Raw genomic sequence first — 23,037 nt, 5'->3', positions numbered from 1 at the left:
GATGGCTCGGCAAATGGGAGGAAATCATGAAAAGAATTCTCAGCGTTTCAGCTGTGGCCACTTTGCTGGCCTCGACGGCATTCGCGGAGCCTGTGGTCGGCGTAAGCTGGTCGAATTTTCAGGAAGAGCGTTGGAAAACGGATGAAGCAGCCATCAAGTCTGCGCTTGAAGCAGGAGGTGCCGAGTACCTTTCATCAGACGCGCAGTCGTCTTCTGCAAAGCAGCTTTCAGATATAGAAAGCCTGATTGCGCAAGGCGTGGACGCGCTTATCATTTTGGCGCAGGACGCGCAGGCTATCGGACCGGCTGTTCAGGCAGCGGCGGACGAAGGTATTCCTGTAATAGCTTATGACCGCCTGATCGAAGACGACCGTGCATTTTATCTGACCTTCGACAATGTCGAGGTGGGCAGAATGCAAGCGCGCGCTGTCTTTGAAGCCATGCCCAAGGGCAATTATGTGATGATCAAGGGTTCTCCTACTGATCCGAACGCGGACTTCCTACGAGGTGGTCAGCAAGAGATCATCGGCGCGGCCGTAGACAGCGGTGACATTGTGATTGTTGGTGAAGCATATACTGATGGATGGCTACCTGCGAACGCCCAACGGAACATGGAGCAAATTCTGACCGCAAATGAAAACAACGTGGATGCGGTTGTTGCGTCAAATGACGGGACAGCGGGCGGCGTTGTTGCGGCGCTGACTGCGCAGGGCATGGAAGGTATTCCAGTGTCAGGTCAGGATGGAGATCACGCAGCACTCAACCGCGTTGCGCTGGGTACTCAGACCGTTTCGGTTTGGAAAGATGCCCGTGAGCTTGGTAAAGCAGCTGGCGAGATCGCGGTTGCTTTGAGTGGCGGGACAAGCCCTGCTGATGTCGAAGGTGCAATTAGCTGGACATCACCCGGTGGCACCGAGATGAACTCGGTCTTCCTCGCGCCCGTTCCTATCACCAAGGACAACCTGTCCGTCGTTGTGGACGCCGGATGGATCCCGTTGGAAGATCTGTGCCAGGGCGTTGAAAACGGACCTGCTCCTTGTAACTAAACTCCAAAGTCTCCGGCCCTGTCTGGGCCGGGGACCATTGCTGAATATGAAAGATCGGAAATGACCGAAACTTCGTCTCAGCCGGTACCTGAAAAAGCGAAACCCAGCCTGTTCCAGCAGTTGGAACTGGATATGCGGCTTTTGGGAATGATCGGCGCGTTTGTCATCCTGTGCATTGGGTTCAACATCTTCACAGATGGGCGGTTCCTGACACCTCGGAACCTGTTCAACCTGTCTATCCAGACGGTTTCGGTTGCCATTATGGCATGCGGGATGGTGTTCATCATCGTTACTCGGCACATCGACTTGTCTGTCGGAGCACTGCTTGCAACAACGTCTGCAGTGATGGCAATGACGCAAACCGAGCTTTTACCGCAAGTACTTGGGATGGGTTTGAATAATCCGGCGACCTGGGCGATCACCATTGTCGTCGGGCTGGTTGTTGGCGCGCTGATTGGTGCGTTTCATGGCTGGTTGGTCGGATATCTGACGATACCAGCGTTCATCGTTACGCTTGGTGGGTTTCTGGTTTGGCGAAACGTGGCGTGGTATTTGACCAGCGGCCAGACGATTGGTCCTCTGGATAGCACATTCCTGATGTTTGGCGGGACCAACGGAACATTGGGAACGACAACAAGCTGGCTGTTCGGCTTGTTTGCTACCGCAATCGCGATCTGGGCTTTGTGGAGTGGTCGCCGCGCAAAAGCGTCACATGGTTTCCCGGTAAAACCTGTTTGGGCCGAAGCCACTCTGGCCGGGATAATCGCAATTGCTATCCTTGGGTACGTTTACATCGTAAACAGCTACGCCATTCCGACGCGCCGGCTGCAACGTATGTTCGAAGCGCGCGGCGAGACAATGCCAGAAGGGCTGGTTGTAGGATACGGCATACCGATTTCTGTCCTCATACTAATCATAGTAGCGGTTACCCTGACGATCGTGGCACGGAAAACCCGGTTTGGACGCTACATCTTTGCCACCGGCGGAAACCCGGATGCGGCAGAGCTTTCAGGTATCAACACTCGGCTGCTGACCGTGAAAATCTTTGCTTTAATGGGTTTCTTGTGCGCCGTGTCCGCGGTGGTCGCCTCGGCCCGCTTGGCAAACCACTCGAACGACATTGGTACGCTCGACGAACTTCGGGTCATAGCCGCTGCAGTGATCGGAGGAACCGCATTGTCGGGCGGCATCGGCACCATCTATGGCGCGATCCTTGGCGCATTGATCATGCAGGCGCTGCAATCGGGCATGGCAATGGTTGGCGTGGACGCGCCGTTTCAGAACATCGTCGTCGGCAGCGTTCTGGTGCTGGCCGTCTATATCGACATCGTCTACCGCAAGCGACTGGGGGCTAAGTGATGCAAGCTCAGGACACGCAGAAAGTACCCTCCAATTCGGGACGCGGTTCGGGCGCGCCGCCATTGGTCGAGATGCGCGATATTTCGATTTCCTTCGGTGGAATTAAGGCCGTCGACCATGTGTCGGTCGATCTCTATCCGGGTGAAGTCGTTGGCCTGCTTGGCCATAATGGGGCCGGGAAGTCCACTCTGATCAAGGTTCTGTCCGGCGCCTATCAGATGGATCACGGTGAGATCCTGATTGATGGCAAGCCAGTCGAGATAGGCAATCCCCGTGATGCCCGCGCGAATAATATCGAAACCATCTATCAGACGCTCGCCTTGGCCGACAATCTGGATGCGACGTCAAACCTTTTCCTAGGGCGTGAAATGACGACGCCGTTTGGACTGGTCAACGACGCCGCGATGGAGGCTGAATGCCGTAAGATTATGGCCCAGCTCAATCCGAATTTTCAGAAGTTCAACGATCCTGTTTCCGCACTGTCGGGAGGTCAAAGACAGTCTGTGGCGATTGCGCGGGCCGTCTATTTCAATGCCCGCATCCTGATTATGGATGAACCCACAGCGGCACTGGGTCCGCATGAAACTCAGATGGTTGCGGACCTGATTCACCAACTGAAAGCACAGGGAATTGGGATCTTTCTGATCGACCATGACGTTCACGCAGTGATGGATTTGTGTGACCGCGCCTCGGTGATGAAAAATGGAAAACTAGTTGGGACTGTCGATATGGCCGACGTAACGGATGACGATCTGTTGTCGATGATCATTCTCGGCAAGCAGCCAACGCAAAAAGCAGAATAGGGTCAGGTATGACAAGCGGATTTTTCAATGGGATCGAACGGATCCAATATGAGGGCGTAGATAGTCAAAACCCAATGGCCTTCCGGCATTACAACCCCGATGAAATGATCTTGGGTAAACGCATGGAAGACCATCTGAGGTTTGCAGTGGCCTGGTGGCATTCCTTCGCATGGGAAGGGGGAGATCCCTTTGGAGGACCCACCCTGGAGCGCCCATGGCATCCGCAGGACGACATGGGACGGGCTCGCATGAAGGCAGATATCGCTTTCGAGATGTTTGACCTTTTGGGCCAACCCTATTTTTGCTGGCACGACGCTGACATCCGTCCCGAGCAGGGCAACTTTGCTGAAAACCTCAATACCTTGGAAGAGATCACCGATTACATCGGTGAAAAGATGCAGGTTTCAGGCACCAAGCTTCTTTGGGGTACGGCCAATATGTTCAGCCATCGTCGCTGGATGTCTGGCGCCAGTACGAATCCAGACCCTGACGTTTTTGCATTCGCCGCAGCGACAGTAAAATCCTGTATAGACGCGACCCACAAGCTTGGCGGCGAAAACTATGTTCTATGGGGCGGGCGTGAAGGCTATGAGACCCTGTTGAACACGGATCTGAAAACCGAACTGGACCACATGGGCCGGTTTTTGAACATGGTCGTAGAGTACAAGCACAAGATCGGGTTCACAGGCACAATTCTTGTAGAACCGAAACCTCAGGAGCCTTCCAAGCACCAATACGACTATGACGCAGCGACTTGCATCGGATTTCTCAGGAAGTACGGGTTGGAGAACGAAGTGAAACTGAATCTCGAGCAGGGCCATGCGATCCTTGCCGGGCATAGCTTTGAGCATGAAATTGCAGTCGCGGCTGCCGAAGGGATGCTGGGTTCGATTGATATGAACCGCAACGACTACCAGTCTGGATGGGATACAGACCAGTTCCCGAACAATACACCGGAAGTTGCCCTAGCTTACTATTACATCTTGAAGGCGGGTGGTTTTACCACCGGCGGCACAAATTTCGACGCCAAAATTCGCCGACAATCGATTGACGCCGTCGATCTGGTGGCGGCTCATATCGGTGGAATGGACATATGTGCACGCGGTTTGAAAGCTGCCGCGGCAATGATTGAAGATGGTGGCTTGGATGCCGCTCTTTCGGATAGGTATTCTGGTTGGAACACTCCAAAGGCGGCGTCAATGTTAGAAAGCAGTCTGGAGCAAGTATCCAACCGGGTCATAGATGAGGGTATTAACCCGACACCGAAGTCTGGTCGCCAGGAAATTCTGGAAAACTACGTGAACAGGTTTGTGTGAAAATAGTTCTTGTCAGAAGCACTTGGGATTAGGCGGAGAGGGGGCTTTCGTAGCCTCCACTCATGAAAAGGCGAGCTCCCTTCAAATACTTTAAAACCAGTCCCGAAATCATCCGTCTGGCGGTGATGCTGCACATCTGTTTACCGCTCTCTCTTCGGAATGTCGAAGATCTGCTGCTCGAGCGAGGCATCGACGAGAGCCACGAAACTGTCCGATATTAGTGGAACAGGTTCGGCCCGATGTTTGCCTCCGAGATCAGACAAAAGCGAGTCCAGCAACTGCGGGCATTTTCGAAATGGAGGTGGCACGTGGACGAGGTTTTTGTGAAGGCGAATGGCAAAAGACACTACCTCTGGCGGGCCGTAGATCATGAGGGCGAAGTGCTGGAAGCAGTCGTCACCAAACGCCGAAACAAGCAGGCGGCATTGAAATACTTCAAGAAATTGTTGAAGCGCCATGGTTGCGCCAATGAAATCTTCACCGACCGCTTCGCTTTCTACAAGGCTGCCCTTAGAGAATTGGGTGCTTCCGAAAAACAGAAGACGGGCAGGTGGCTCAACAACCGCGTTGAGAATTCGCACCTGCCGTTTCGGCGACGCGAGAACGCGATGCAACGTTTCAGGCGCATGCAAAGTTCAAAGAAAAATGAGTCAGGTCCGGCGTTTGGTTTTGAACCAGCGTTAAAACTGAGCAAGTTTCACAGGTGCGCGTGAACGACGGAGACAGCGTGATTCAGCGCTTTCTCGGCGAAATCAGTTTCGCCTGGGAAGTCGTCGCTATTATTATTTGTTTCTTTTTGTAGATTATAGCCGACTTTCTGAATGCGCCCCTCCACGATTGTGCCCCAAACTACGATATCCTTGATTTTCATTGGATCGACGTTCAGGGGGTTCTCATCGAGAATTGTGAAGTCGGCCAGCTTGCCTGATTCAATGCTGCCTCGCTCCTCCTCAAGTCGATGAGAATACGCCGCATTGATCGTCACCCCACGCAACGCTTGTTCGGCAGATATTTTTTGGTCACTGCCGGCTACGCGACCAGAGCTCGTTACCCGGTTCACTGCACACCACATTAAGAACAGCGGGTCGCCCGGTGCCATAGGCATATCAGAGTGCAAGGACCACGAAATACCTGATTTATCCAGATCTCCCAGTCTGACCATTTCGTCAGCGCGCTCCGGTCCTAAACCGGTTTCGCTATAGCGATCTGAAAGCGCTGTGACGTAGTAAGGGTTAGCGCTGACGATCGCGCTTAATCGTCTGATACGCTCGACCTGGTCGGATGCGCTGACGGCGAAATGGACGATCACCGTACGATGATCAAAGCGTGGATTGCGGAGCAGATTAGACTCCAGCGTGTTTAGCACGCGGTCCAGACCGGCATCGCCGTTGACGTGTACGTGAATCTGGTAGCCCGCGTCCCAATATACCTGAAAAGCACGCTCGAAAGCATCCTGATCCATCATCCACTCGCCGTGGTAATCGCCAATGGCGGGGTCGCGAAGCTGGATGGCGAGGGAATAAATGGCACCGTCAGAAAACAATTTGACGCTCCTTTGCGCCATGCTGGTCATCCCGCCGTACCAGTCGACTAATGCCTCGGTTTGGCGAATAACTTCGGTATCCGAGTCGTACGCGGCAACCAGGCTTTTCCCGTCGGGAATGAACGTCCATCGGAATGGCATCGACGGTGCTGACATCACCGCATTGACGGCATCCTGAATAGGTTTCGCAAGAATACCGCCAGGTTCATTTCCAAAGGTCACTCCCTTTGCGTGCATATAATCACGCATTGTCAGCAAGCCCGAGCGGAACTTGTCTGGATTTGCGACCATCGGTGCGATGTTCGGTAAAACCGCGAACAACCCCTGTTCCCAGAAGTGTCCCTCCTCAAAATTGGATTGCGATTGCTCAGTTTCGGACCAGCTTGCGATCATTTCCTCGGTAATGCCTGCCTGTGTCATCGCAGCTGAATTCAGAACGAATTCGTGACAGGACCGGGCCCACGCGAATATCGGGCGCTCGTCGCTGATAGTGTCGAGGTCGGCCCGTGTCAGAGGGCCGTAAAACGCCGCATGATAACCCCATGTGAGGAGCGGTTCGGAAGGATCGCCCAGTTCAGCTTCGGCTGCCGCGAGGCGAGTCATGAAATCATCTTTGTCTTTCAGGGCAATCGCCGTGCCATCGGGCAGTTCCCAATCCTCAATAGACAGGATCAAGGATGACATCGTCAGGCCAGCCAAAATCGGATGGTCGTGTTGGGCAATAAAACCAGGAACGATGACCTGGTCTTCGAAAGTTGTGTCTACATCGTACGGTTTGTCTCCAAGGATGCCTTTGACCTCGTCCAGTGTTCCAGTTGCAAGGATCCGATCGTTTACGACTGCAACGGCCTGAGCTAACGGTCGGTCCGGATCGAGCGTTACGATTTCTCGCGCAGTAAACACCGTTGCGGTTTCCAATCCCAAAATTGCACCACCAACGTCCGAGAGAGAGGTTGCCTGAGCCATTGCCTGTCCGGCCAAAGCCAAGGCGGTTGAGTTGATCAGGGCGAATTTTAGGAAACGTCTTCTGGAAAAATCAGTCATCACGTCCTCCGAAAAATGCGGTGTGCAGGAAACAGCGAGTACAAAAGAACTACAGGCTCACCTTAGCGTAAGTTGTTTAAAAATCTGCATGTTCTTTCAGAAACGGCTCGATTTCCTGAAAGAATTCATCGAATCCCGAATGGCCGCGGATCATGCAATGGTTTGCACCGGGAAGTTCAACAAATTCAGCCGCCGGGATTAATCGGGCTGTCTCACGGCCTTCACTTATGGGAGCGGCCATATCTCCTTGGACATGCAGCACCAAAGTTGGAACCTTCAGGCGCTGAGCAGCCGCGCGCGCGTCCACGTAGGCGTTCATTTCCACGATCCGCAAGGCCGTTTCAGGGCTGGCGGAAATGCGCTGCATTTCGTCGAAACTTGCCCCTTCTTCCAATGTCGCATCAGGCATGTAGCAAGACGTAAAGAAATGGCGGTAAACGGGGTTCGGTGAGCCCCAACCGGCCGATACCATGGCACGAGCAGCCTCGTAAAACTTTTCGGCGTCCGGGTTTCCCCGCATCATGCGCCCCCGCACGAACCCCCCGAGCAGGATAAGAAATTTCACACGGTCGGGGTGTTTTGCTGCAAATCGAATTGAAAAAGCAGCCCCTTGGCTTATGCCGAACAGGCCAAAACGATCCAGCCCGGCTGCATCGGCTACGGCAATCATATCGTCGATCATGCGATCTTCTGATATGTCCTCGACATCCCAATCGGAAAGCCCATTCCCTCGCTGATCGAACCGAACTAATTGGCATATTTTGGACATTTCTGACAGGAAGTCCCCCCAGACTGGGCTGCTCCACTCATACTCGATGTGATTAAGCCAATTGGGGGCTTTCAGAAGAGGGGTGCCTTCTCCGGTCGACGCCCAGGCGAGATTAACGCCATCTGCCGATTTGCAGAACTTCACGCGTTGCTGCAGAGAAATCTCTGGAGCAACACGTACGGGTGCCGCCTGAGGGGACCATTGCCAGACTCGAATGGGGCGACTGATGTTCTTTACGCGTTGGCCACCCATATCGCGAAACGGTGCGTCGACCCGGTCCTGAATCGCCTGATGCACGATATCTGAGACGCAAACGCCTCCGGGTTCTGCCAAACCTTCGAGCCGCGCGGCGACATTCACACCATCTCCGAAGATATCGCCGTCGTCGAAAATGACATCGCCCAGATTGATGCCCACGCGAAATCGAATTCTCTTGTCGTCCTCCAGTTCGGTTTCTCTTAGACTCATGGCTTGTTGAATGTTGACGGCGCATTGAACCGCGTCCTGAACTGATTCAAACGAGGCCAGCATGCCGTCTCCGGTCGTTTTGATGATGCTTCCGCGTCGACGGATTATTTCCGGATCAATCAGCTCGCGCCGGTGTTTCTTTTGACGTGACAAAACACCCAACTCGTCGACTTCCATCAAGCGCGAGTACCCGACCATATCGGCCGCCAGTATAGCTGAGAGGCGTTGTTCCATGGTAATCCCCCTCTGCGCCAGCGGTTGTTTTGGTAATTGTTGTTCACGCGCTGGCGCGATGCATTGCTGTGAGTATAGCCGGAAACACCCGAGCGGTCTTCTCGGATTAGCTTTGCTTAAGCGGCAAGGGGCTTTCGCAGCTTTGAGGGATGGGCAAACCTGCCTCATTCAAATACTCAAAACCAGTCTGGATTTCATCCGCCTTGCGGTGATGTTGTACCTTCGGCTTTAGCTTTCATTGCAGATTGAAGAAGACCTACTGCACGAGCGGGAGATCAACGTGAGCCACGAAACTGTGCGCAGCTAGTGGAACTGTTTTGGTCCAATGTTCGCCTCCTCGATCAGGTGAAGTCGAGTGCAGCACCTATGTGCATAGTAGAAATAAATGTGGCATATTGACGTGGCCTACGGGAAGATAGTCGGCAAGCGCTGCTAACTGCGGTGCTCGATCGATCGCGAGGGCGAGGTGCTGCAAGCAGTGGTGCACAAACGCCGGAACAAGCAGGCGGCGTTAAAAACTTTCAAGAAATTTATGAAATGACATGGCATAACGAACGAGTTGGTCAGGGATGCGCTTCGCCTTGTATCGGTTCGCGCTAAGTGAACTGGGGGCAATGGCTCAACAATTGCGGGTGAGAACTCACAACTCCCATTCCGATGAAGACAGGCTGCAATGCAGTGTTTCAGGCGCATTCGGGGTTTGTTTGAAGTCGCCTGCGTTCACTCCTGCGTCTACAATTAATTCAACCAAGAAAGCGCCCTCAGCAGCCGAGACACATTCAACCTGACACGTTTCACCTCTCAAGTAGCATGCAGCCGTTCAGGAAGTCGTTTTCTAGAACAGGTGGGTACCCTGAGTTGAAATATACTCTCAACAGAAAAGCCCGCCACGTTGTGTGGCGGGCTTCGTCAAGGCGTCGGAAGGTGAGGGATCAAACGCTTTGATACTTCGCAGTGTTCTCCGCCTGCGAAGTTTCGGCGGCCCCTTTGTTGAAGGCACGTTGTTCGATTGCGCGTAGCACAACATAGAATAGCGGTGTGAAGAGTAGGCCGAATACAGTAACGCCCAGCATCCCTGAGAAGACAGAGACACCAAGCGCCTGACGCATCTCAGCGCCTGCACCGGTTGCCATCATAAGGGGCACCACACCGAGAATGAAGGCAAGTGAGGTCATGACGATCGGACGCAACCTTGTTTGGGCGGCCTGAACCGCGGCCTGCCAGCGATCAAGGCCCTGATCCTCGGCCTGTCGCGCGAACTCGACAATCAGGATCGCGTTCTTTGAGGCCAACGCAACCAGCACCACAAACCCGATCTGGACGAGAATGTTGTTGTCCAGACCTGCGATCCAGACCCCGGTGATCGCAGACAATAGAACCATTGGAACGATCAGGATGACGGCAGCGGGCAAGGCCCAGCTTTCGTACTGAGCGGCCAGAACCAGGAACACAAAGAGCACGGCAAACCCGAACACAATCAGGGCCGTGTCCTCGGTGTTCTTTTCCTGATAGCTCAGTTCCGTCCACTCATAGCTGATACCTGCGGGCAGAATGCGATCGGCCAGTGTCTCCATACGTTCCAAGGCTTCTGCTGAGGACACGCCGGGCATAGTTTGACCTTGCACAGCAGCGGCCGGGAAGAGGTTGTACCGCGGTTGACGCAGTGGACCTGTTGTGTCTTCGAAACTCGCCACCGCGCCGAGGGGCACCATTGCACCGTCGTCGGACCGAGTGCGCAAGCGCGCGACGTCTTCGGCGGTCTCACGGAACTGAGCATCAGCCTGTGCAACCACGGTGTATGTCCGGCCATACAGGTTAAAGTCGTTCACGTAGGACGACCCAAGGTAGACCTCCAGAGCCTCGTTGACGTTTGCAACCGGTACGTTGAGCATCTCGGCGCGCTCACGGTCAATCTCGGCCCAGACACGCGGGGTGCCGGTGGAATAGAGTGAGAAGACCGCGACAAGACCCGGATCCGCATTCGCTTCGGCTGACAAAGCGCGTGCAGCCTGTTCCAGAGCGACGGGGCCAACGTTACCGGTGTCCTGCAGCATCATCTTGAAGCCGCCACCAGTTCCGATACCGCGCACGGGCGGGGGTGCAATAACAAAGATTGCTGCATCGTCGATGGTTGCCATGCGCTGACGGGCTTCGGCCAGAACCTCTTCGGCCTTGATACCCTGTGCCTTGCGATCCTCGAACGGTGTCGTGGCAAAGAAAATCACGCCGGTGTTGGACTCGGTGGTGAAAGTGGCGCCGTTGAAGCCCGAAAAGACAGCAGCGTTTTCAACGCCATTGATCTCAAGCAGTTCATGCACTGCATGACGCACGACCTTGTCCGTTCGTTCCAGCGATGCCCCCGGGGGCAGCTGGACGACGGTGATGTAGTAACCCTGATCCTGTTCAGGAACGAATCCACCCGGTACTTTCGAGAATTGGGCATCGGTCAGCAGCAGCAACCCGGCAAACAGGCTCAGCATGATGGCCGGCACGCGCACCAGTCGGCGCGTGGCCCAGGCATAGCCGTTCGAAGCGCGATCAAAGCCAGCATCGAACTTGGACAGCGCGTAAGTCACTGGACGCATCAACAGGCCAGGTTTGTGTTCGCCATGCGGCCGCAGCAGCATCGCCGCGAGAGACGGTGACAGTGTGAGCGACACCAGTAGCGAGATTGCTGTCGCTGCAGTAATGGTCACAGCGAATTGGCGATAGAACTCACCCGAGATACCGGCGACGGCTGCCGTCGGGATGAACACAGCAGCGAGAACCAGAGAGGTGGCAATCAACGCGCCCGAGACTTCTCTCATCGTCTTACGGGCGGCTTCGCGCGGGGAGGCGCCGTTGCGGATATGTTTTTCAATCCCCTCGACAACAATGATTGCGTCATCGACGACGATACCAACTGCAAGGACAAGGCCAAACAGAGACAAGTTGTTGATCGAATACCCGAGCGCCGACATGACCGCGAAAGTGCCCACAAGCGAAACCGGGATTGCCAGAATTGGGGTTACAGCCGCGCGCCAAGTGCCTAGGAACAGCAAGATGACAGCCACCACCAACACAACCGCTTCGAGCATGGTTTTGACGACCGCATCAATCGATGCCTGGATGTATTCGGTTGGATTGTAGATGACATCATATGCAAGGCCTTCGGGGAAATCCTGGCTCAGCCGTTCGACAGTTTCTAGAACATCTGCTGCCGTTTCCAACGCATTGGTTCCGGGGCGCTGGTTCACGACCATTGCGACAGCGGCGTCTGTGTTCAGGTAGGCACGCGTCGTATAGTTCGCGGCCCCAAGCTCGACCCGCGCGATGTCAGAAAGACGCACGATCCGTCCTTCCTCACCGCGTTTTACGATGATCCGTTCAAACTCGGATACATCCGACAACCGACCTGCTGTCTGCACTGAGATTTCGAAGTCGGTGGCATCTGGGGTCGGCTGTTGATTCAAAAGGCCCGAGGCGACCTGCGCGTTTTGGCTGCGCAGGGCCGAAATCACTTCGCCCGGGGTCATATCAAGCGCTGCAATACGCTCGGGGTCCAGCCAGATACGCATGGAGTAATCCCGCGCACCAAAGAGGGCTACGTCGCCAACGCCGCCAAGACGCGTCAACTCATCGCGCACCCGTTGTGCTGCATTGGTGATGTAGAGAGCATCGCGCGATGCGTCGGGCGAGAACATGTGGACAACCAACAAGAGATCAGGAGACGCTTTCTGAGTGACAACACCAAGGCGCCGCACAGTTTCCGGCAGGCGAGGTTCGGCGATGGCGACACGGTTCTGAACCAGAACCTGTGCCGCATCCAGATCAGTGCCCAGTTCGAATGTGACAGTGATCGTCAGATTGCCGTCACCTGTCGCTTGGGACGAGAGGTACAGCATCCCTTCAACACCGTTTATCTGTTGTTCAAGCGGTGTTGCTACGGTTTGCGCGATTGTTTCTGCAGAGGCACCCGGGTATTGCGCAGTGACCTGAACTGTCGGCGGAGCAACTTCCGGGTATTGCGCCACTGGCAATGTGAAGTAGCTCAGCGCACCAACGATAGTGAAAAATGCGGAGATCACGATCGCAAAGATCGGTCGATCAATGAAGAAATGGGGCAGTTTCATTGGATTGTCCTCACCTAATAGAACGCTGCGATTAACGCAGCGCGACCTCGGTCGTTTCGGTGTCCGATGAATTGCGAACCTGGACCTTTGCACCGGCAGCGACCATGTGCAGCCCACTGACAACGACCTGTTCGCCCGCTTCCAGACCTTCGACGGCGCGCAAACCATCGTGGCGGTCGTGGAGGACGACGTCGCGGCGGGTAATCGTGCCGTTTGCGTTTACAACCCAAACGAATTTGGTCGCCTGATCCGAGTTAATCGCCTTTTCGGGAATGACGATGCCGTTCGCATCGGTTTCAGCCGCAAGGCGCATACGCCCAAACATTCCGGGAACAAGCAGGCCATTTTTGTTCTCCAGCACAGCTTGTCCCCTGAGGGTCCCGGTGCCGGCATCCAGACGGTTGTCGACAAAATCGATCTGGCCGGAATGCTCAAAGTCTGCGCCACCGGTCAACTTGATCTCGACTGGCAGGTCACCTGCAATGCCACGAAAACCGATGTCTTTGTTCAGTCGCATGTACTCAAGATACTGCTGCTCGGTCACGTCAAACACGAAGTGAATTGGGTTAATAGATACGATCGACGTCAGCGCCGCTGAGCCGGACCCTGCGGAAACCAGATTACCTTCGTTGATAAAATCATCGGAAATCCGCCCAGTGACGGGAGCATGGATCTGTGTGAACTCAAGGTCCAGCCGCGCACGTTCAATAGCGGCCTTGGCCGAAGCGATACTGGCCTCGGCTATCGCAGCATTCTGGCGTCGCGTGTCCAGAATAGACTGGCTGATATGACCCTGTTCGTGCAGTAACTCGGCGCGCTCAAGTTCTGATTGACTCAGTTTGGCAGCTGCTTGCGCTTCGGCCAGATGCGCTTCGGATTCTGAAAGCAAAGCTTGGTAAGGACGCGGGTCAATTGAAAATAGTAGATCGCCCTCATTGACGATTTGCCCGGACGCAAAGTGTACTTTGTCCAAGTGCCCAGACACTCTTGCTTGGATCAAGACCTCATCCACGGCTTCAAAACGGCCAGTGAATTCATCCCAATCCGTTATTTCGCGAACTTCCGCTGGGAAAACCTCAACCGTGGGCGCTGGGGGAGACACCGCCGGGGCAGACGCTTCGGCCGTGCCGACGAAGCTGGATATTTGCATTGTGTTTGCCGCGTACCACAGACCGCCGGCGACTACTGCGCCAACTGCGATACCGGAAAACAGGTATTCTTTGTATGCCATTACTCTGTCCTCACCATTGGGCAACGCGCCCGGGGCTATGGTCAGAATGTCTTGTTTAATTTTGGATCGAGTACCCCGGTGGCAGGATGATCAATCTTTCCTGTCAGGACCTAATTAAATTATGAATTCAAAATAATGGTTTAACTCAGAAACTTGGTGGATTTGACACCAAAAAATCGACGAATGCCCTTACCCGGGGCGCAACAAGCCTGCGATCTAGATAAACAATCGAATAAGGAAAGCTGTCCACGCGTACGTCTTCCATTACTTTTACCAGTCGGTTCTGCGCCAATGAATCAAGGATTAAGTATGTTGGTAGTTGTGCAATCCCAAGTCCGGCTTCCGTAGCTTGGTGAATGGCGTCTATGTCGTTGGCGACAAGAACAGGGTCCAACGTGCGACGTATGGGGTTACCTTCGCATTCGAAAAGGAAGGGAAACAGACGTCCGGTGTTTTGGGCCCGATAGTGGATGCCGCGATGCCCTTCCAGATCAGTTATCCGCTGTGGGTGCCCGTAGCGTTCTATGTAAGATGGAGCTGCAACGGTATGTATGACATCACTAAATAGCTTTCGAGCGACAAGGTTGGCGCTGTCGCCTAACGTGCCGATGCGGATCGCGACATCGATACCTTCGGACGCAAGATCGACGATACGATCCTCGAACCTCAGTTCCACCTCGACATGTTTGTAGCGGCACATGAAGGACAGGGCGCGCCGCGTTAGCCACAACCGACCAAACACGGCTGATGCAGAAATGACGAGTTTCCCTCTCGGTTCATCCAGACTATCCGTGAACTCGGACTTGAGGCTCTCTGCTTCATCCAGCAATTTGCGAGCGCCTTCCAAGAGTCTCTCTCCTTCAACGGTCAACGCGACAGAGCGTGTGGTGCGCGAGAAGAGCTTTGCCCCGACCTCTGCTTCGACACGCTGAACGGCCTTTGAAACGGCAGAGCTGGTCATGCCTTCAATACGTGCCGCAGCAGCGAAGCTCTCAGTCAGAGCAACCCGAACAAATAGTCTGAGGTCCGATAAGTTATCCATCTTTGGTAGTTGCCGTCACCGAAGTAATATTTGTCAATGCTTGATAGCCCCGCAACATACCATGGATTGCAGTAACTTGACCCGCTCTTGAGAACGCTAAGCCTTTGAAACAAGGGTCGTACAGGAAGAATCAGGTGCTGCTTTGAAGATCAAGGGCTATCCACACTCAGAGGATGTAAAATGGCGTATTTCGAATGCTGAGCCCAAGCTGATCCAGAAACTTCGCAATGGCGAAAATCTTGCGCGTTCCGGAGTGGCGATGGCCTTGTCTTCGGGTTTCAGATGGGGCAGTGCGCGTGTGGCGCACTTTTCGTATTCGGATATGTCAGTTAGATATCCTGTGTGTACAAACATGGTTTTGCTTTTCTTACGTAGGGGGCAGGGTTTCGCTCGGGAACCCAAGCCGCGATTCAACCGCTATCGGTTTCGGCAGTGTCACTTCACGTTGCAGCGGATAGTGCCTACAAAAACTAAGTCTGCAGGCAGCGTGGAAAACCGGTCAGCAGAAATTTTGTCCGGAGTCTTCATGCAACAATCGAATGGATGCCAGACGGCATCGAAAACGGCTTCGCCAATGCCAGTGTCTCAGCAAAAATCCGTTTTTCATGGTCGCTTGGCCTCAAAATGAGCACTGCTTCTGGATGGTGAAGTTGAATTGTGATCGCCAGATGTCTTGAGTAGCCGGGTCTTAGGACAGACACTCATTCCCATCAGGACGTATTGAATGAGTGCACGAGGCCGCACTTCGGGATGGGGACCGGTATTCACACAAAATGGGAAGGTAGCGACGCGACGTTTGAAGCTTGAAGCCGAAAGCAGAAAGGCGTGGTATGCAGCGCGCTTGGGTTCTCTTGCGCAGTGTTATCTACTTGCAGATCGGCAATTCCAGCGGCGGTTGCTTGGGTAAAGATGCTCTCCAACTGTTTATTATCGGTTGGAGGTTACTTTTGGGCCAGAATTTTGGTGCGCCAATTGCTTGGAGGCAGGTTGCGTTCCAGTAAATCCCAGCGCGCGACAGTGACTTCCCTTTTTTCACCGCCTTGGCCACAGCGTTGATGTCTTTGGATTCCGGGTAGATGTAGAGGGTCGTCGGGTTCCCTTCAACAAGCGCCAAAATCTCCTTTGAGGCGGACTGTGACCAGGTTGTGCAACCATTGCTGCGACCGCCAGTGTAGTTCACAAGTCTTCCGTAGGGGACATAACCGCCGTTGTCTGCATGAGTGCTTTGTGGGCTTTTGAACCTGCATTGCCACTTAAGGAAAACGGCGGGATGCCCACCGATGGCGCGTTCTCGGGCATTGCTCGTTTCACCTTCACCATCAAACAAAAGGAATGTTCTGTAGAACGGCTGCGTTTTTCCGGATCGACTGTAGTAACCTTTGAAGGATGTGCGGGTTTCAGCCGTCACATAGGCACCTCCGGCGGTTAGTTTGGATCCTTCTGCATTGCTGAAATTCTTCGCGCATTGCCGACCATTCGAAAAATTGGCGCCCTTGAGTTTTCGTCCATTTCCATAGCCGGACGAGACCGCCCGGAAAGACTTTTGTGACTCGCAAATGACGTAAAATCGCCTGCCCGGATTGCCGTTTCTTGCAGTGCTGGGACGGGTTGCGTCTTTGGCAAGATAGCAGGGGTTCCTTACTTCGCCTCGGCGTAGTTTCTCTTTGTAAAGCGCGCGAGCCCTTTTCAGGACGATCGGCGCGATTTGCCCATCACCCGTACCCACATGCTTTTGTAGCCACGCCGGAACATCTGGCGATATCGCTTCGACGCGGTCGGGCAGGGCACCTGCCGAGATGGCAATTGTCATGGCGGAGAATGCGAAACGGAGTGAATTCGTTAGCAATTGGAGATCTCCTGCTAGAATGTCCTCAGGGTCAGTTTATCACAGATCTAACGCGCGAGGTGCCAATCACGTTTACGAACCAAGCTTCCTGTTGCCTCAAATCCCACGTTACGTTTGGGGGGGTATCGAACATTCTGAACAAATTAGCTGCGATGTTGCTTCAGTCTCTGGACATTCGGAGAAACGCGTCCAAATGAAGCCTATGACTACTCGTCGAAAGTTTCTGTTGGTCACTGCAACCGCAATGGCCGTTCCGTATATTGCACGGGGACAAACTGCGGCTCTGAGTGATGCGATAAGCCACCTGCCGCAGTTGCACTCACTTCAAATTCAACGTGGAAACGAGGTCATTTTCGCTCAGGCCCGACAGGGGGCAGGATTGGATAGGCCGGCCAATATAAAGTCATGTTCGAAAAGCATAGTGGCTTTGTTGCTTGGGACGGCGATTGGCCGGCGGGAAATCCCGTCTGTAGATGCCACCTTGCAGGAGGTCGCGCCGCGACTTTTGCCCGCTAACGCGACACCCGGTTCTGAAAGTATTACGATGGAGGACCTGGTGACGCTGCGGGCAGGTCTCGAAAGAACCTCGGGCAGCAACTACGGAGAATGGATCAACTCTCCCAACTGGATCGCGGATGCGTTGACACGACCGATGGTTGCTGAGCCCGGGCAGCAGATGCTCTATTCTACTGGATCGACCCATGTGCTTGGCGCAGCATTGACCGTGGCTACCGGACAAAGTCTTTTGAGACTGACGCGTGAGAGGCTGGGTGTACCGCTTGGTATCGAAATACCTGCTTGGACCAAGGATCCGCAGGGTTACTACTTGGGTGGGAATGAGATGGCGATTACGCCGAGGTCAATGTTGAAGATCGCGGTGTTGCTTCGGGACCGCGGGGCTTTTGCCAACAGGCAAATCATTCCTGAGCGTTGGGTCTTGGAATCGAGCAAGCCACACGGCCGTTCGCCTTTCTCTGGATTGGATTACGGCTATGGCTGGTTTCTGTCCCCTTCAGGCTATGCATTGGCGCGTGGGTATGGGGGGCAAATTATAGCGGCCCATCCTGATCGAAACCTTGCTATCGCGATTACATCTGATCCCACGCGTCCCGCGCGTTCTGGAGGTTATTTTGGAGAATTGGTCAGATTGTTGGATGGTCCGATCTTGAACGTCACCTAAACCGGCCTTGCCAGAAGAACTTGGGTTGAGGCGGGCAGGGTGCGTTCATAGCCTTCGCGCATGGCTAAACAATCGCCTTTCAAGTACTTCAAGACCAGTCCAGAGGTCATTCGTCTGGCAGTGATGGTGTACGCTCGGTTCCCATTGTCACTTCGAAACGTGGAAGACCTATTGCACGAACGGGGAATTGAGGTGAGCGACGAAACAGTCCGATATTGCTGGAACAGGTTCGGCCCGACGTTTGTCTCCGAGATCAAACGAAAGCGAGTTCAGCAACTGCGCGCGTTCTCCAAATGGATGTGGCACGTGGACGAGGTTTTTGTGAAGGTGAATGGCAACAGACCCTACCTCTGGCGGGCCGTGGATCATGAGGGCGAAATGCTGGAAGCAGTCGTCACAAAACGCCGAAACAAAGCTGCAGCATTGAAATTTCTCAAGAAATTGATGAAGCGTCATGGCTGTGCACGGGAGATCGTGACGGATCGCTTCCTACAAGGCTACGCTCAGAGAAATGGGCGTGCTCGAAAAACAACAGACGGGAAGGTGGCTCAACAACCGCGTCGAGAATTCACACCTTCCTTTTCGACGACGCGAACGCGCGATGCAACGGTTCAGGCGCATGCGAAGTTTACGGAAATTCGCTTCCGTCCATTCCTCCGAATACAACCACTTCAATCAGGAAAGATCGCTTGCCAGCAGAGATACCTTCAAGCTGACACGCACCGCGGCTCTCGCCGAGTGGCGAGAACTTGGTGCTGCATAAAGGGCAGCTATTCTGGCCCAGCTGAGACTGGTTCGAATTCGTCTGACAACACCGCCATATAAAAGGCGAAATCGACCACCTTCTGACTGCCTTTTGAACCGGCCAGTGTGCCGATTTCTCACAATACATTAAAAATTTCTCGCTTTGGTAACCTCTGGCCAACACTCACCAAGTAATTCGTATCGGTGACATCGCCCAGACCATTGTGGCCTCTTTGTCTGTTCGGTTGCGAAAGCGGTGTGCGATCATCGAGGGGTAGGAAAAACTGTCGCCTTTGCGAAGGACAATGATTTCATCGCCAAGGCGCAGCTCGACTTCACCGCTCAGGACGATGGCATGTTGTTCGCCTTCAAATGAATAACCTTCCAGGGGTTCCGGCGGCGTGCCTGCCCCTGGGCGAAAGCGAGACAGTATCAGGTAGCATTGGCCAGATAGGGTGCTGGAAAGTAACTCATCTTCGAAGCCCAACTCTTCGGTTGTACGCGTGTACATGCCAGATAGCGTTCGACGGTTCTCTGCGCGAACAACGTGCTTTCGCTCTAGTGGTCCGTCACCTGCTTGCTTGGGAAAGAACCAGTTGGGGTCAACGGACAGCGCCTTGCTGATCTGTTGCAAAAGCTCTGCCGATACCTTTGCTGAACCCAGTTCAATGCGGCTCAGATACGCTGTCGAGCAGGACACCGTTTCAGACAGATCTTTTAACGTTAAGCCACGCGCCTTGCGTACTTCGCGGATTTCGCTGCCAAGTTGCTGGGGATCGGTCTGAGAAACATTGTCATTCATGCATTCGGGATAGATGATTTTTGTTGATTTTCCGAGGAAAATTCAACTTAGTTGAAAAGTGCGGATAAATTCAACTGACCACACATACCTCGGGGGACGCCATGCGCTTTGATTTGATTGCCAATTTCAGCCCGGGTGAGACGATTCCCTGGGCCCGAACGCTGGAGATGATCCTCGAACAGTGTTCGCTGGCCGAGCAGGCAGGGTTCACGACCGCATGGTTCACAGAGCATCATTTTGCGCATAACGGCTATATGAACGCGCCTCCGAACCCGATCCAGATGTGTACCCACGTAGCGGCGCATTGCCAAAAGTTGCGCGTTGGAACCGCACCTATTGTCCTGCCGGACTGGCACCCACTTCGGGTCGCCGAAGATGCAGCTATGCTTGATAATATGACGCTGGGCCGGTTCGATTTTGGCGTTGCCAAGGGTATCAATGAACGCTCGACCATCCAGTTCAACAAAGACGCGGATCGGCGCGATAACGCCAAGGTGATGCGGCTATATCAGGAGAGCTTAGACATCATTCTGAAAGCCTGGACCAACGAGGCTTTTACACATCAAGGCGAGTTCTATCAGTTTCCGGTTTCGGGTTGGAAAGAGACCAATCACTTCTTTGATCCACTGGATGCGCGCTATCATAACGAAGATGGCGAATACAAAGCGATGTATGTCCATCCGCGCCCCTATTCCGACCCTCACCCGCCGGTCTGGTTGATGTCGAACGCGCCGCCCACGTTTAAACTGGCCGGGGAACGCGGTTGGGGTGTGATCTCCATGGCCGCCGGTCCCAAGGCGACGCTGGCGTGTTGGGAACCCTATCGCGAAGCCCTGTCAAAACGCGAGGGGCGCATTGTGAAGCGCGGCGAAGGTGTCGGTGTCTGTACGGCCTTTTATGTTGGCGAAAGCATGGAGGAAGCCAAGAACACCATCCGTGGCCCGATAAATGCCTATTACGAATTCCTCGGCGGGTCGCGCCCCAAAGGCGAATGGACCAAACATGGCTATCTTGATGTCGGCGAAGAGATGACCCCCGAAGATGAGGACATGGACTGGTTTGATTTCCTCAACAAACGCGGGATCATTGTGGTGGGTGATGCCGAATATGTGGCGGATTGTTTTGCAGAACGGCAAGAAGCCATCGGCCTCGACCACCTTATGCTAATGCAGCAATACACGGGGGTGTCATACGAGAAAATCCTGGCCAGTTGGCATCGCCTGTTCGAGCATGTCGTTCCCAAATTCGGTACACAGTCCATCGCGCAGAAAAGGATGCTGGAACATGCTTGAGATTTGGGGACGCCCCTATTCATCAAACGTCATTCCGGTGATCTGGACAGCGAATGAGTTGGGACTAGACTACACCCTGCAACTTGCCGGGGGCAGCTTTGGCAAGCTCGACACCAAAATGTACGCGCAGATCAACCCCAACAGAATGATCCCGGCGATCCGGGACGGGGATTTTGCGCTGTGGGAAAGCCTGGCCATCGTGCGGTATCTCTGCGACCGTTACGGCGCGGGAACGCTTAGCCCCTCGGACATACAGACCCGCGCGATTGCGGATCAATGGATGGAGTGGTCGGCCAGTCGCGCCTTTGGACCAGTGATATACCTGTTCTTCGCAACTGTGCGCACACAGCCAGAACACCGCGACCCGGAAAAGATCGCCAAACTGCGCGATGAGGCGCATGAAGCGCTGACTGTTCTGGATCATCACCTAGCGGACCGCGCGTATATTTGTGGCAACAGTTTCACGATGGCCGACATTCCGCTGGGTTGCGTAGTCTATCGCTATTTTAATGTCGAGGTCGACCGACCACCGCTGCCGAATGTCGAGGCCTGGTATCAACGCCTGGCCGGGCGCCCGGCCTACAAAGATCATGTTATGCGCCATTTCGGGACAAATCCGGACGAATGGGCAGCCATTGAAAAGGCGTGCGTCAGCGAAGGGATTCTGTGATGGGCCCGCGTGATAATCACCGCGTGTTTGGCGCCTTTTCGACACGGGGCACCATTGTGGCCATGTGTGAGGAACCGGATTGGGCAACAGGGGCCGTGATGCCACTGATCCCCGGCGCTTCGACGCATCGGGAGTGTGCTGTGCATAAACTGCGTGTCGCGAGCGATCATGAAATCCTCTTGGGTTGTATAATGAAAGACGTTCGCGCGCCTGCTGCAGTCTTTGTCTTTTGCCGAGAGGTTGTGTCATGAGCAACCATCTGACCTACCACACCCGGTTCAGCCCTGATGAATTCGACGCTCAATATAATCTAAGGGCAGGGCGGCCGGACTATGAAGTGACCGTCATTCCCGGTTGGAGCAGCGACAGCGAGACAGCGCGTGCCACCTGCGATTGCAGCCTGGATCTCCGCTATGGGGAAGGCGAGAAGCAAAGGTTGGATGTCTTCCGCTGCTCGGACGCGGCTGCGCCGACATTGGTCTATTTCCACGGCGGCTATTGGCAGCGTGGTGACAAATCGATCTACAGTTTCATAGCGCCACCCTTTGTTGCCGCGGGATTTAACGTTGTTGTCGTCGGCTATGATCTTTGCCCATCCGTGACCATTACGCGTATTTCAGAAGAAGCCCGTGAGGCCATGGCCTATATCTGGCGCAACGCGGGCGATCTGGGCATCAATCCAGACTGCATCACCGTGATGGGTCATTCCGCTGGCGGACATATCACCCAGATGATGATGGCGACTGATTGGCCTGCGTTTGGTGATGATCTTCCCGCGGACCTGATAAAATCCGGTATCCCGGTGTCACCGCTCAGCTATCTGGAGCCGGTCCGTCTGACCGAGGCGCTGAATGCGGGCATCCGCATGGACCCAACTGAAGCCGAGGCTGAAAGCCCGATGACCAACCACCCCCCGGTCACCAATGCGCCTCAACTGGTTGTGGTCGGTGGTGCGGAAACCGAGGAATTCCACCGACAGGCACGCATGTATGTCGAAAAATACGAAACGGCAGACCGCAAGGTGGGTCTCTATTTCGTGCCGGGCGTGGATCACTTTGACGAACTGAATGTGCTTGTCGACCCGGCAAGCCCCTTCTTCAAACACACTTGCGACATGCTTCAAGGAAAAGGACTGCAATCATGACCGCTTTGACCCGTGACCTTGTCGACTCGGTGGGCGACGCTTTTAACGCGAACGATATTGACGCTGTGATGAAGCATTTTACAGAAGACGCGACATTTGATCATGCCGTTGGCCCCGAAGAACATGGCATACGTCTGGAAGGTGCAGAGGCCATTCGCAACGCCTTTTCATCCCTGTTTGAAAAGGTTGCGAACGTGCATTGGGAAACACTTGACTGCACCATTTCTGGAAACAAAGCATGTTGTGAATATCGCCGCACGGCCACGCACAAGGATGGCGCCAAGGAAGAGTTTCTAAGCGTCGACATCTTGACCTACCGCGATGGGCTGATCGTTCACAAAGACACGTATTATAAGCAACGCACAAGCTGATCCGACAGTCTCGGACGCAGT

Annotated in this window: 16 protein-coding genes and 2 pseudogenes; 11 read left to right on the top strand and 7 right to left on the bottom strand. The window is 54.2% G+C overall.

What is annotated here, in order from left to right:
* The first annotated feature begins 26 nt into the window (after nucleotides 1-26).
* From xylF to AB1A64_RS09645, 5 genes and pseudogenes are all read left to right on the top strand, one after another.
* The gene (xylF, locus tag AB1A64_RS09665) at nucleotides 27-1,046 is read left to right on the top strand and encodes a D-xylose ABC transporter substrate-binding protein (RefSeq protein WP_366551208.1); all 1,020 of its coding nucleotides are present in this window, start codon (nucleotides 27-29) and stop codon (nucleotides 1,044-1,046) included.
* Nucleotides 1,047-1,106: 60 nt separating this feature from the next.
* Nucleotides 1,107-2,405, top strand: a complete 1,299-nt coding sequence (locus tag AB1A64_RS09660; protein ID WP_366551207.1) for a sugar ABC transporter permease — start codon at nucleotides 1,107-1,109, stop codon at nucleotides 2,403-2,405.
* Nucleotides 2,405-3,208 (top strand): ATP-binding cassette domain-containing protein, encoded by an 804-nt coding sequence (locus AB1A64_RS09655; RefSeq protein ID WP_366551206.1) that lies wholly within the window; start codon nucleotides 2,405-2,407, stop codon nucleotides 3,206-3,208. The genes AB1A64_RS09660 and AB1A64_RS09655 overlap by 1 nt, the downstream gene beginning before the upstream one ends.
* Before the next feature lie 8 nt (nucleotides 3,209-3,216).
* Nucleotides 3,217-4,524 (top strand): xylose isomerase, encoded by a 1,308-nt coding sequence (xylA, locus tag AB1A64_RS09650; protein WP_366551205.1) that lies wholly within the window; start codon nucleotides 3,217-3,219, stop codon nucleotides 4,522-4,524.
* A 62-nt stretch (nucleotides 4,525-4,586) separates the two neighbouring features.
* Nucleotides 4,587-5,168: pseudogene (locus AB1A64_RS09645) on the top strand (IS6 family transposase); the annotation flags it as partial.
* A 53-nt stretch (nucleotides 5,169-5,221) separates the two neighbouring features.
* On the opposite strand, the gene AB1A64_RS09640 reads toward AB1A64_RS09645, so the two are convergent.
* The 6 genes from AB1A64_RS09640 to AB1A64_RS09615 form a co-directional block, all read right to left on the bottom strand.
* The gene (locus AB1A64_RS09640; RefSeq protein WP_366551204.1) at nucleotides 5,222-7,111 is read right to left on the bottom strand and encodes an amidohydrolase; all 1,890 of its coding nucleotides are present in this window, start codon (nucleotides 7,109-7,111) and stop codon (nucleotides 5,222-5,224) included.
* A gap of 76 nt (nucleotides 7,112-7,187) precedes the next feature.
* The gene (locus AB1A64_RS09635) at nucleotides 7,188-8,582 is read right to left on the bottom strand and encodes an alpha/beta fold hydrolase (protein WP_366551203.1); all 1,395 of its coding nucleotides are present in this window, start codon (nucleotides 8,580-8,582) and stop codon (nucleotides 7,188-7,190) included.
* A 932-nt stretch (nucleotides 8,583-9,514) separates the two neighbouring features.
* Nucleotides 9,515-12,694 (bottom strand): multidrug efflux RND transporter permease subunit, encoded by a 3,180-nt coding sequence (locus AB1A64_RS09630; protein WP_366551202.1) that lies wholly within the window; start codon nucleotides 12,692-12,694, stop codon nucleotides 9,515-9,517.
* A gap of 31 nt (nucleotides 12,695-12,725) precedes the next feature.
* Complete coding sequence (locus tag AB1A64_RS09625; RefSeq protein ID WP_366551201.1) at nucleotides 12,726-13,925, bottom strand: efflux RND transporter periplasmic adaptor subunit; 1,200 nt, start codon at nucleotides 13,923-13,925, stop codon at nucleotides 12,726-12,728.
* Nucleotides 13,926-14,070: 145 nt separating this feature from the next.
* Nucleotides 14,071-14,967, bottom strand: a complete 897-nt coding sequence (locus tag AB1A64_RS09620; RefSeq protein WP_366551200.1) for a LysR family transcriptional regulator — start codon at nucleotides 14,965-14,967, stop codon at nucleotides 14,071-14,073.
* An 865-nt stretch (nucleotides 14,968-15,832) separates the two neighbouring features.
* Nucleotides 15,833-16,777, bottom strand: coding sequence for a hypothetical protein (locus AB1A64_RS09615; RefSeq protein ID WP_366551199.1), 945 nt, complete (start codon nucleotides 16,775-16,777; stop codon nucleotides 15,833-15,835).
* Nucleotides 16,778-17,057: 280 nt separating this feature from the next.
* Here AB1A64_RS09615 and AB1A64_RS09610 point away from each other — a divergent pair, with 280 nt between their 5' ends.
* Together AB1A64_RS09610 and AB1A64_RS09605 are read left to right on the top strand one after the other, a co-directional pair.
* Entirely contained in the window at nucleotides 17,058-17,993 is a 936-nt protein-coding gene (locus tag AB1A64_RS09610; protein WP_366551198.1) for a serine hydrolase, read from the top strand.
* Nucleotides 17,994-18,053: 60 nt separating this feature from the next.
* A pseudogene (locus AB1A64_RS09605) lies at nucleotides 18,054-18,756 on the top strand (IS6 family transposase).
* A gap of 165 nt (nucleotides 18,757-18,921) precedes the next feature.
* On the opposite strand, the gene AB1A64_RS09600 reads toward AB1A64_RS09605, so the two are convergent.
* Nucleotides 18,922-19,539, bottom strand: coding sequence for an XRE family transcriptional regulator (locus AB1A64_RS09600; protein ID WP_366551197.1), 618 nt, complete (start codon nucleotides 19,537-19,539; stop codon nucleotides 18,922-18,924).
* Between the two features lie 101 nt (nucleotides 19,540-19,640).
* On the opposite strand from AB1A64_RS09600, the gene AB1A64_RS09595 reads away from it, so the two are divergent.
* The 4 genes from AB1A64_RS09595 to AB1A64_RS09580 all read left to right on the top strand — a co-directional run bounded on the left by AB1A64_RS09595 (nucleotide 19,641) and on the right by AB1A64_RS09580 (nucleotide 23,016).
* Nucleotides 19,641-20,831 carry an LLM class flavin-dependent oxidoreductase gene (locus AB1A64_RS09595; protein WP_366551196.1) on the top strand — a complete coding sequence of 397 codons (1,191 nt, stop codon included), beginning with the start codon at nucleotides 19,641-19,643 and terminating at the stop codon, nucleotides 20,829-20,831.
* Nucleotides 20,824-21,501 carry a glutathione S-transferase gene (locus tag AB1A64_RS09590; RefSeq protein ID WP_366551195.1) on the top strand — a complete coding sequence of 226 codons (678 nt, stop codon included), beginning with the start codon at nucleotides 20,824-20,826 and terminating at the stop codon, nucleotides 21,499-21,501. Before AB1A64_RS09595 ends, AB1A64_RS09590 begins: the two co-directional genes overlap by 8 nt.
* A 247-nt stretch (nucleotides 21,502-21,748) precedes the next feature.
* Complete coding sequence (locus AB1A64_RS09585) at nucleotides 21,749-22,645, top strand: alpha/beta hydrolase (protein ID WP_366551194.1); 897 nt, start codon at nucleotides 21,749-21,751, stop codon at nucleotides 22,643-22,645.
* Nucleotides 22,642-23,016, top strand: coding sequence for a nuclear transport factor 2 family protein (locus AB1A64_RS09580; protein WP_366551193.1), 375 nt, complete (start codon nucleotides 22,642-22,644; stop codon nucleotides 23,014-23,016). Before AB1A64_RS09585 ends, AB1A64_RS09580 begins: the two co-directional genes overlap by 4 nt.
* The last annotated feature ends 21 nt before the right edge of the window (nucleotides 23,017-23,037 follow it).

The sequence above is a fragment of the Ruegeria sp. ANG10 genome, from assembly GCF_040705255.1.
Taxonomy (GTDB): domain Bacteria; phylum Pseudomonadota; class Alphaproteobacteria; order Rhodobacterales; family Rhodobacteraceae; genus Ruegeria.
The sequence above is the reverse complement of the archived record's forward strand: the minus strand, read 5'-3'. Positions and strand labels throughout refer to the sequence as shown.

Excerpts from the sequence above, each read along its gene's own strand:
- AB1A64_RS09590 (WP_366551195.1), top strand. The coding sequence starts at position 20,824 with ATGCTTGAGATTTGGGGACGCCCCTATTCATCAAACGTCATTCCGGTG.
- AB1A64_RS09585 (WP_366551194.1), top strand. The coding sequence starts at position 21,749 with ATGAGCAACCATCTGACCTACCACACCCGGTTCAGCCCTGATGAATTC.
- AB1A64_RS09600 (WP_366551197.1), bottom strand. The coding sequence starts at position 19,539 with ATGAATGACAATGTTTCTCAGACCGATCCCCAGCAACTTGGCAGCGAA.
- AB1A64_RS09615 (WP_366551199.1), bottom strand. The coding sequence starts at position 16,777 with ATGACAATTGCCATCTCGGCAGGTGCCCTGCCCGACCGCGTCGAAGCG.
- AB1A64_RS09635 (WP_366551203.1), bottom strand. The coding sequence starts at position 8,582 with ATGGAACAACGCCTCTCAGCTATACTGGCGGCCGATATGGTCGGGTAC.
- AB1A64_RS09660 (WP_366551207.1), top strand. The coding sequence starts at position 1,107 with ATGACCGAAACTTCGTCTCAGCCGGTACCTGAAAAAGCGAAACCCAGC.
- xylA (WP_366551205.1), top strand. The coding sequence starts at position 3,217 with ATGACAAGCGGATTTTTCAATGGGATCGAACGGATCCAATATGAGGGC.
- xylF (WP_366551208.1), top strand. The coding sequence starts at position 27 with ATGAAAAGAATTCTCAGCGTTTCAGCTGTGGCCACTTTGCTGGCCTCG.
- AB1A64_RS09620 (WP_366551200.1), bottom strand. The coding sequence starts at position 14,967 with ATGGATAACTTATCGGACCTCAGACTATTTGTTCGGGTTGCTCTGACT.
- AB1A64_RS09610 (WP_366551198.1), top strand. The coding sequence starts at position 17,058 with ATGGCCGTTCCGTATATTGCACGGGGACAAACTGCGGCTCTGAGTGAT.
- AB1A64_RS09630 (WP_366551202.1), bottom strand. The coding sequence starts at position 12,694 with ATGAAACTGCCCCATTTCTTCATTGATCGACCGATCTTTGCGATCGTG.
- AB1A64_RS09640 (WP_366551204.1), bottom strand. The coding sequence starts at position 7,111 with ATGACTGATTTTTCCAGAAGACGTTTCCTAAAATTCGCCCTGATCAAC.
- AB1A64_RS09625 (WP_366551201.1), bottom strand. The coding sequence starts at position 13,925 with ATGGCATACAAAGAATACCTGTTTTCCGGTATCGCAGTTGGCGCAGTA.
- AB1A64_RS09580 (WP_366551193.1), top strand. The coding sequence starts at position 22,642 with ATGACCGCTTTGACCCGTGACCTTGTCGACTCGGTGGGCGACGCTTTT.
- AB1A64_RS09595 (WP_366551196.1), top strand. The coding sequence starts at position 19,641 with ATGCGCTTTGATTTGATTGCCAATTTCAGCCCGGGTGAGACGATTCCC.
- AB1A64_RS09655 (WP_366551206.1), top strand. The coding sequence starts at position 2,405 with ATGCAAGCTCAGGACACGCAGAAAGTACCCTCCAATTCGGGACGCGGT.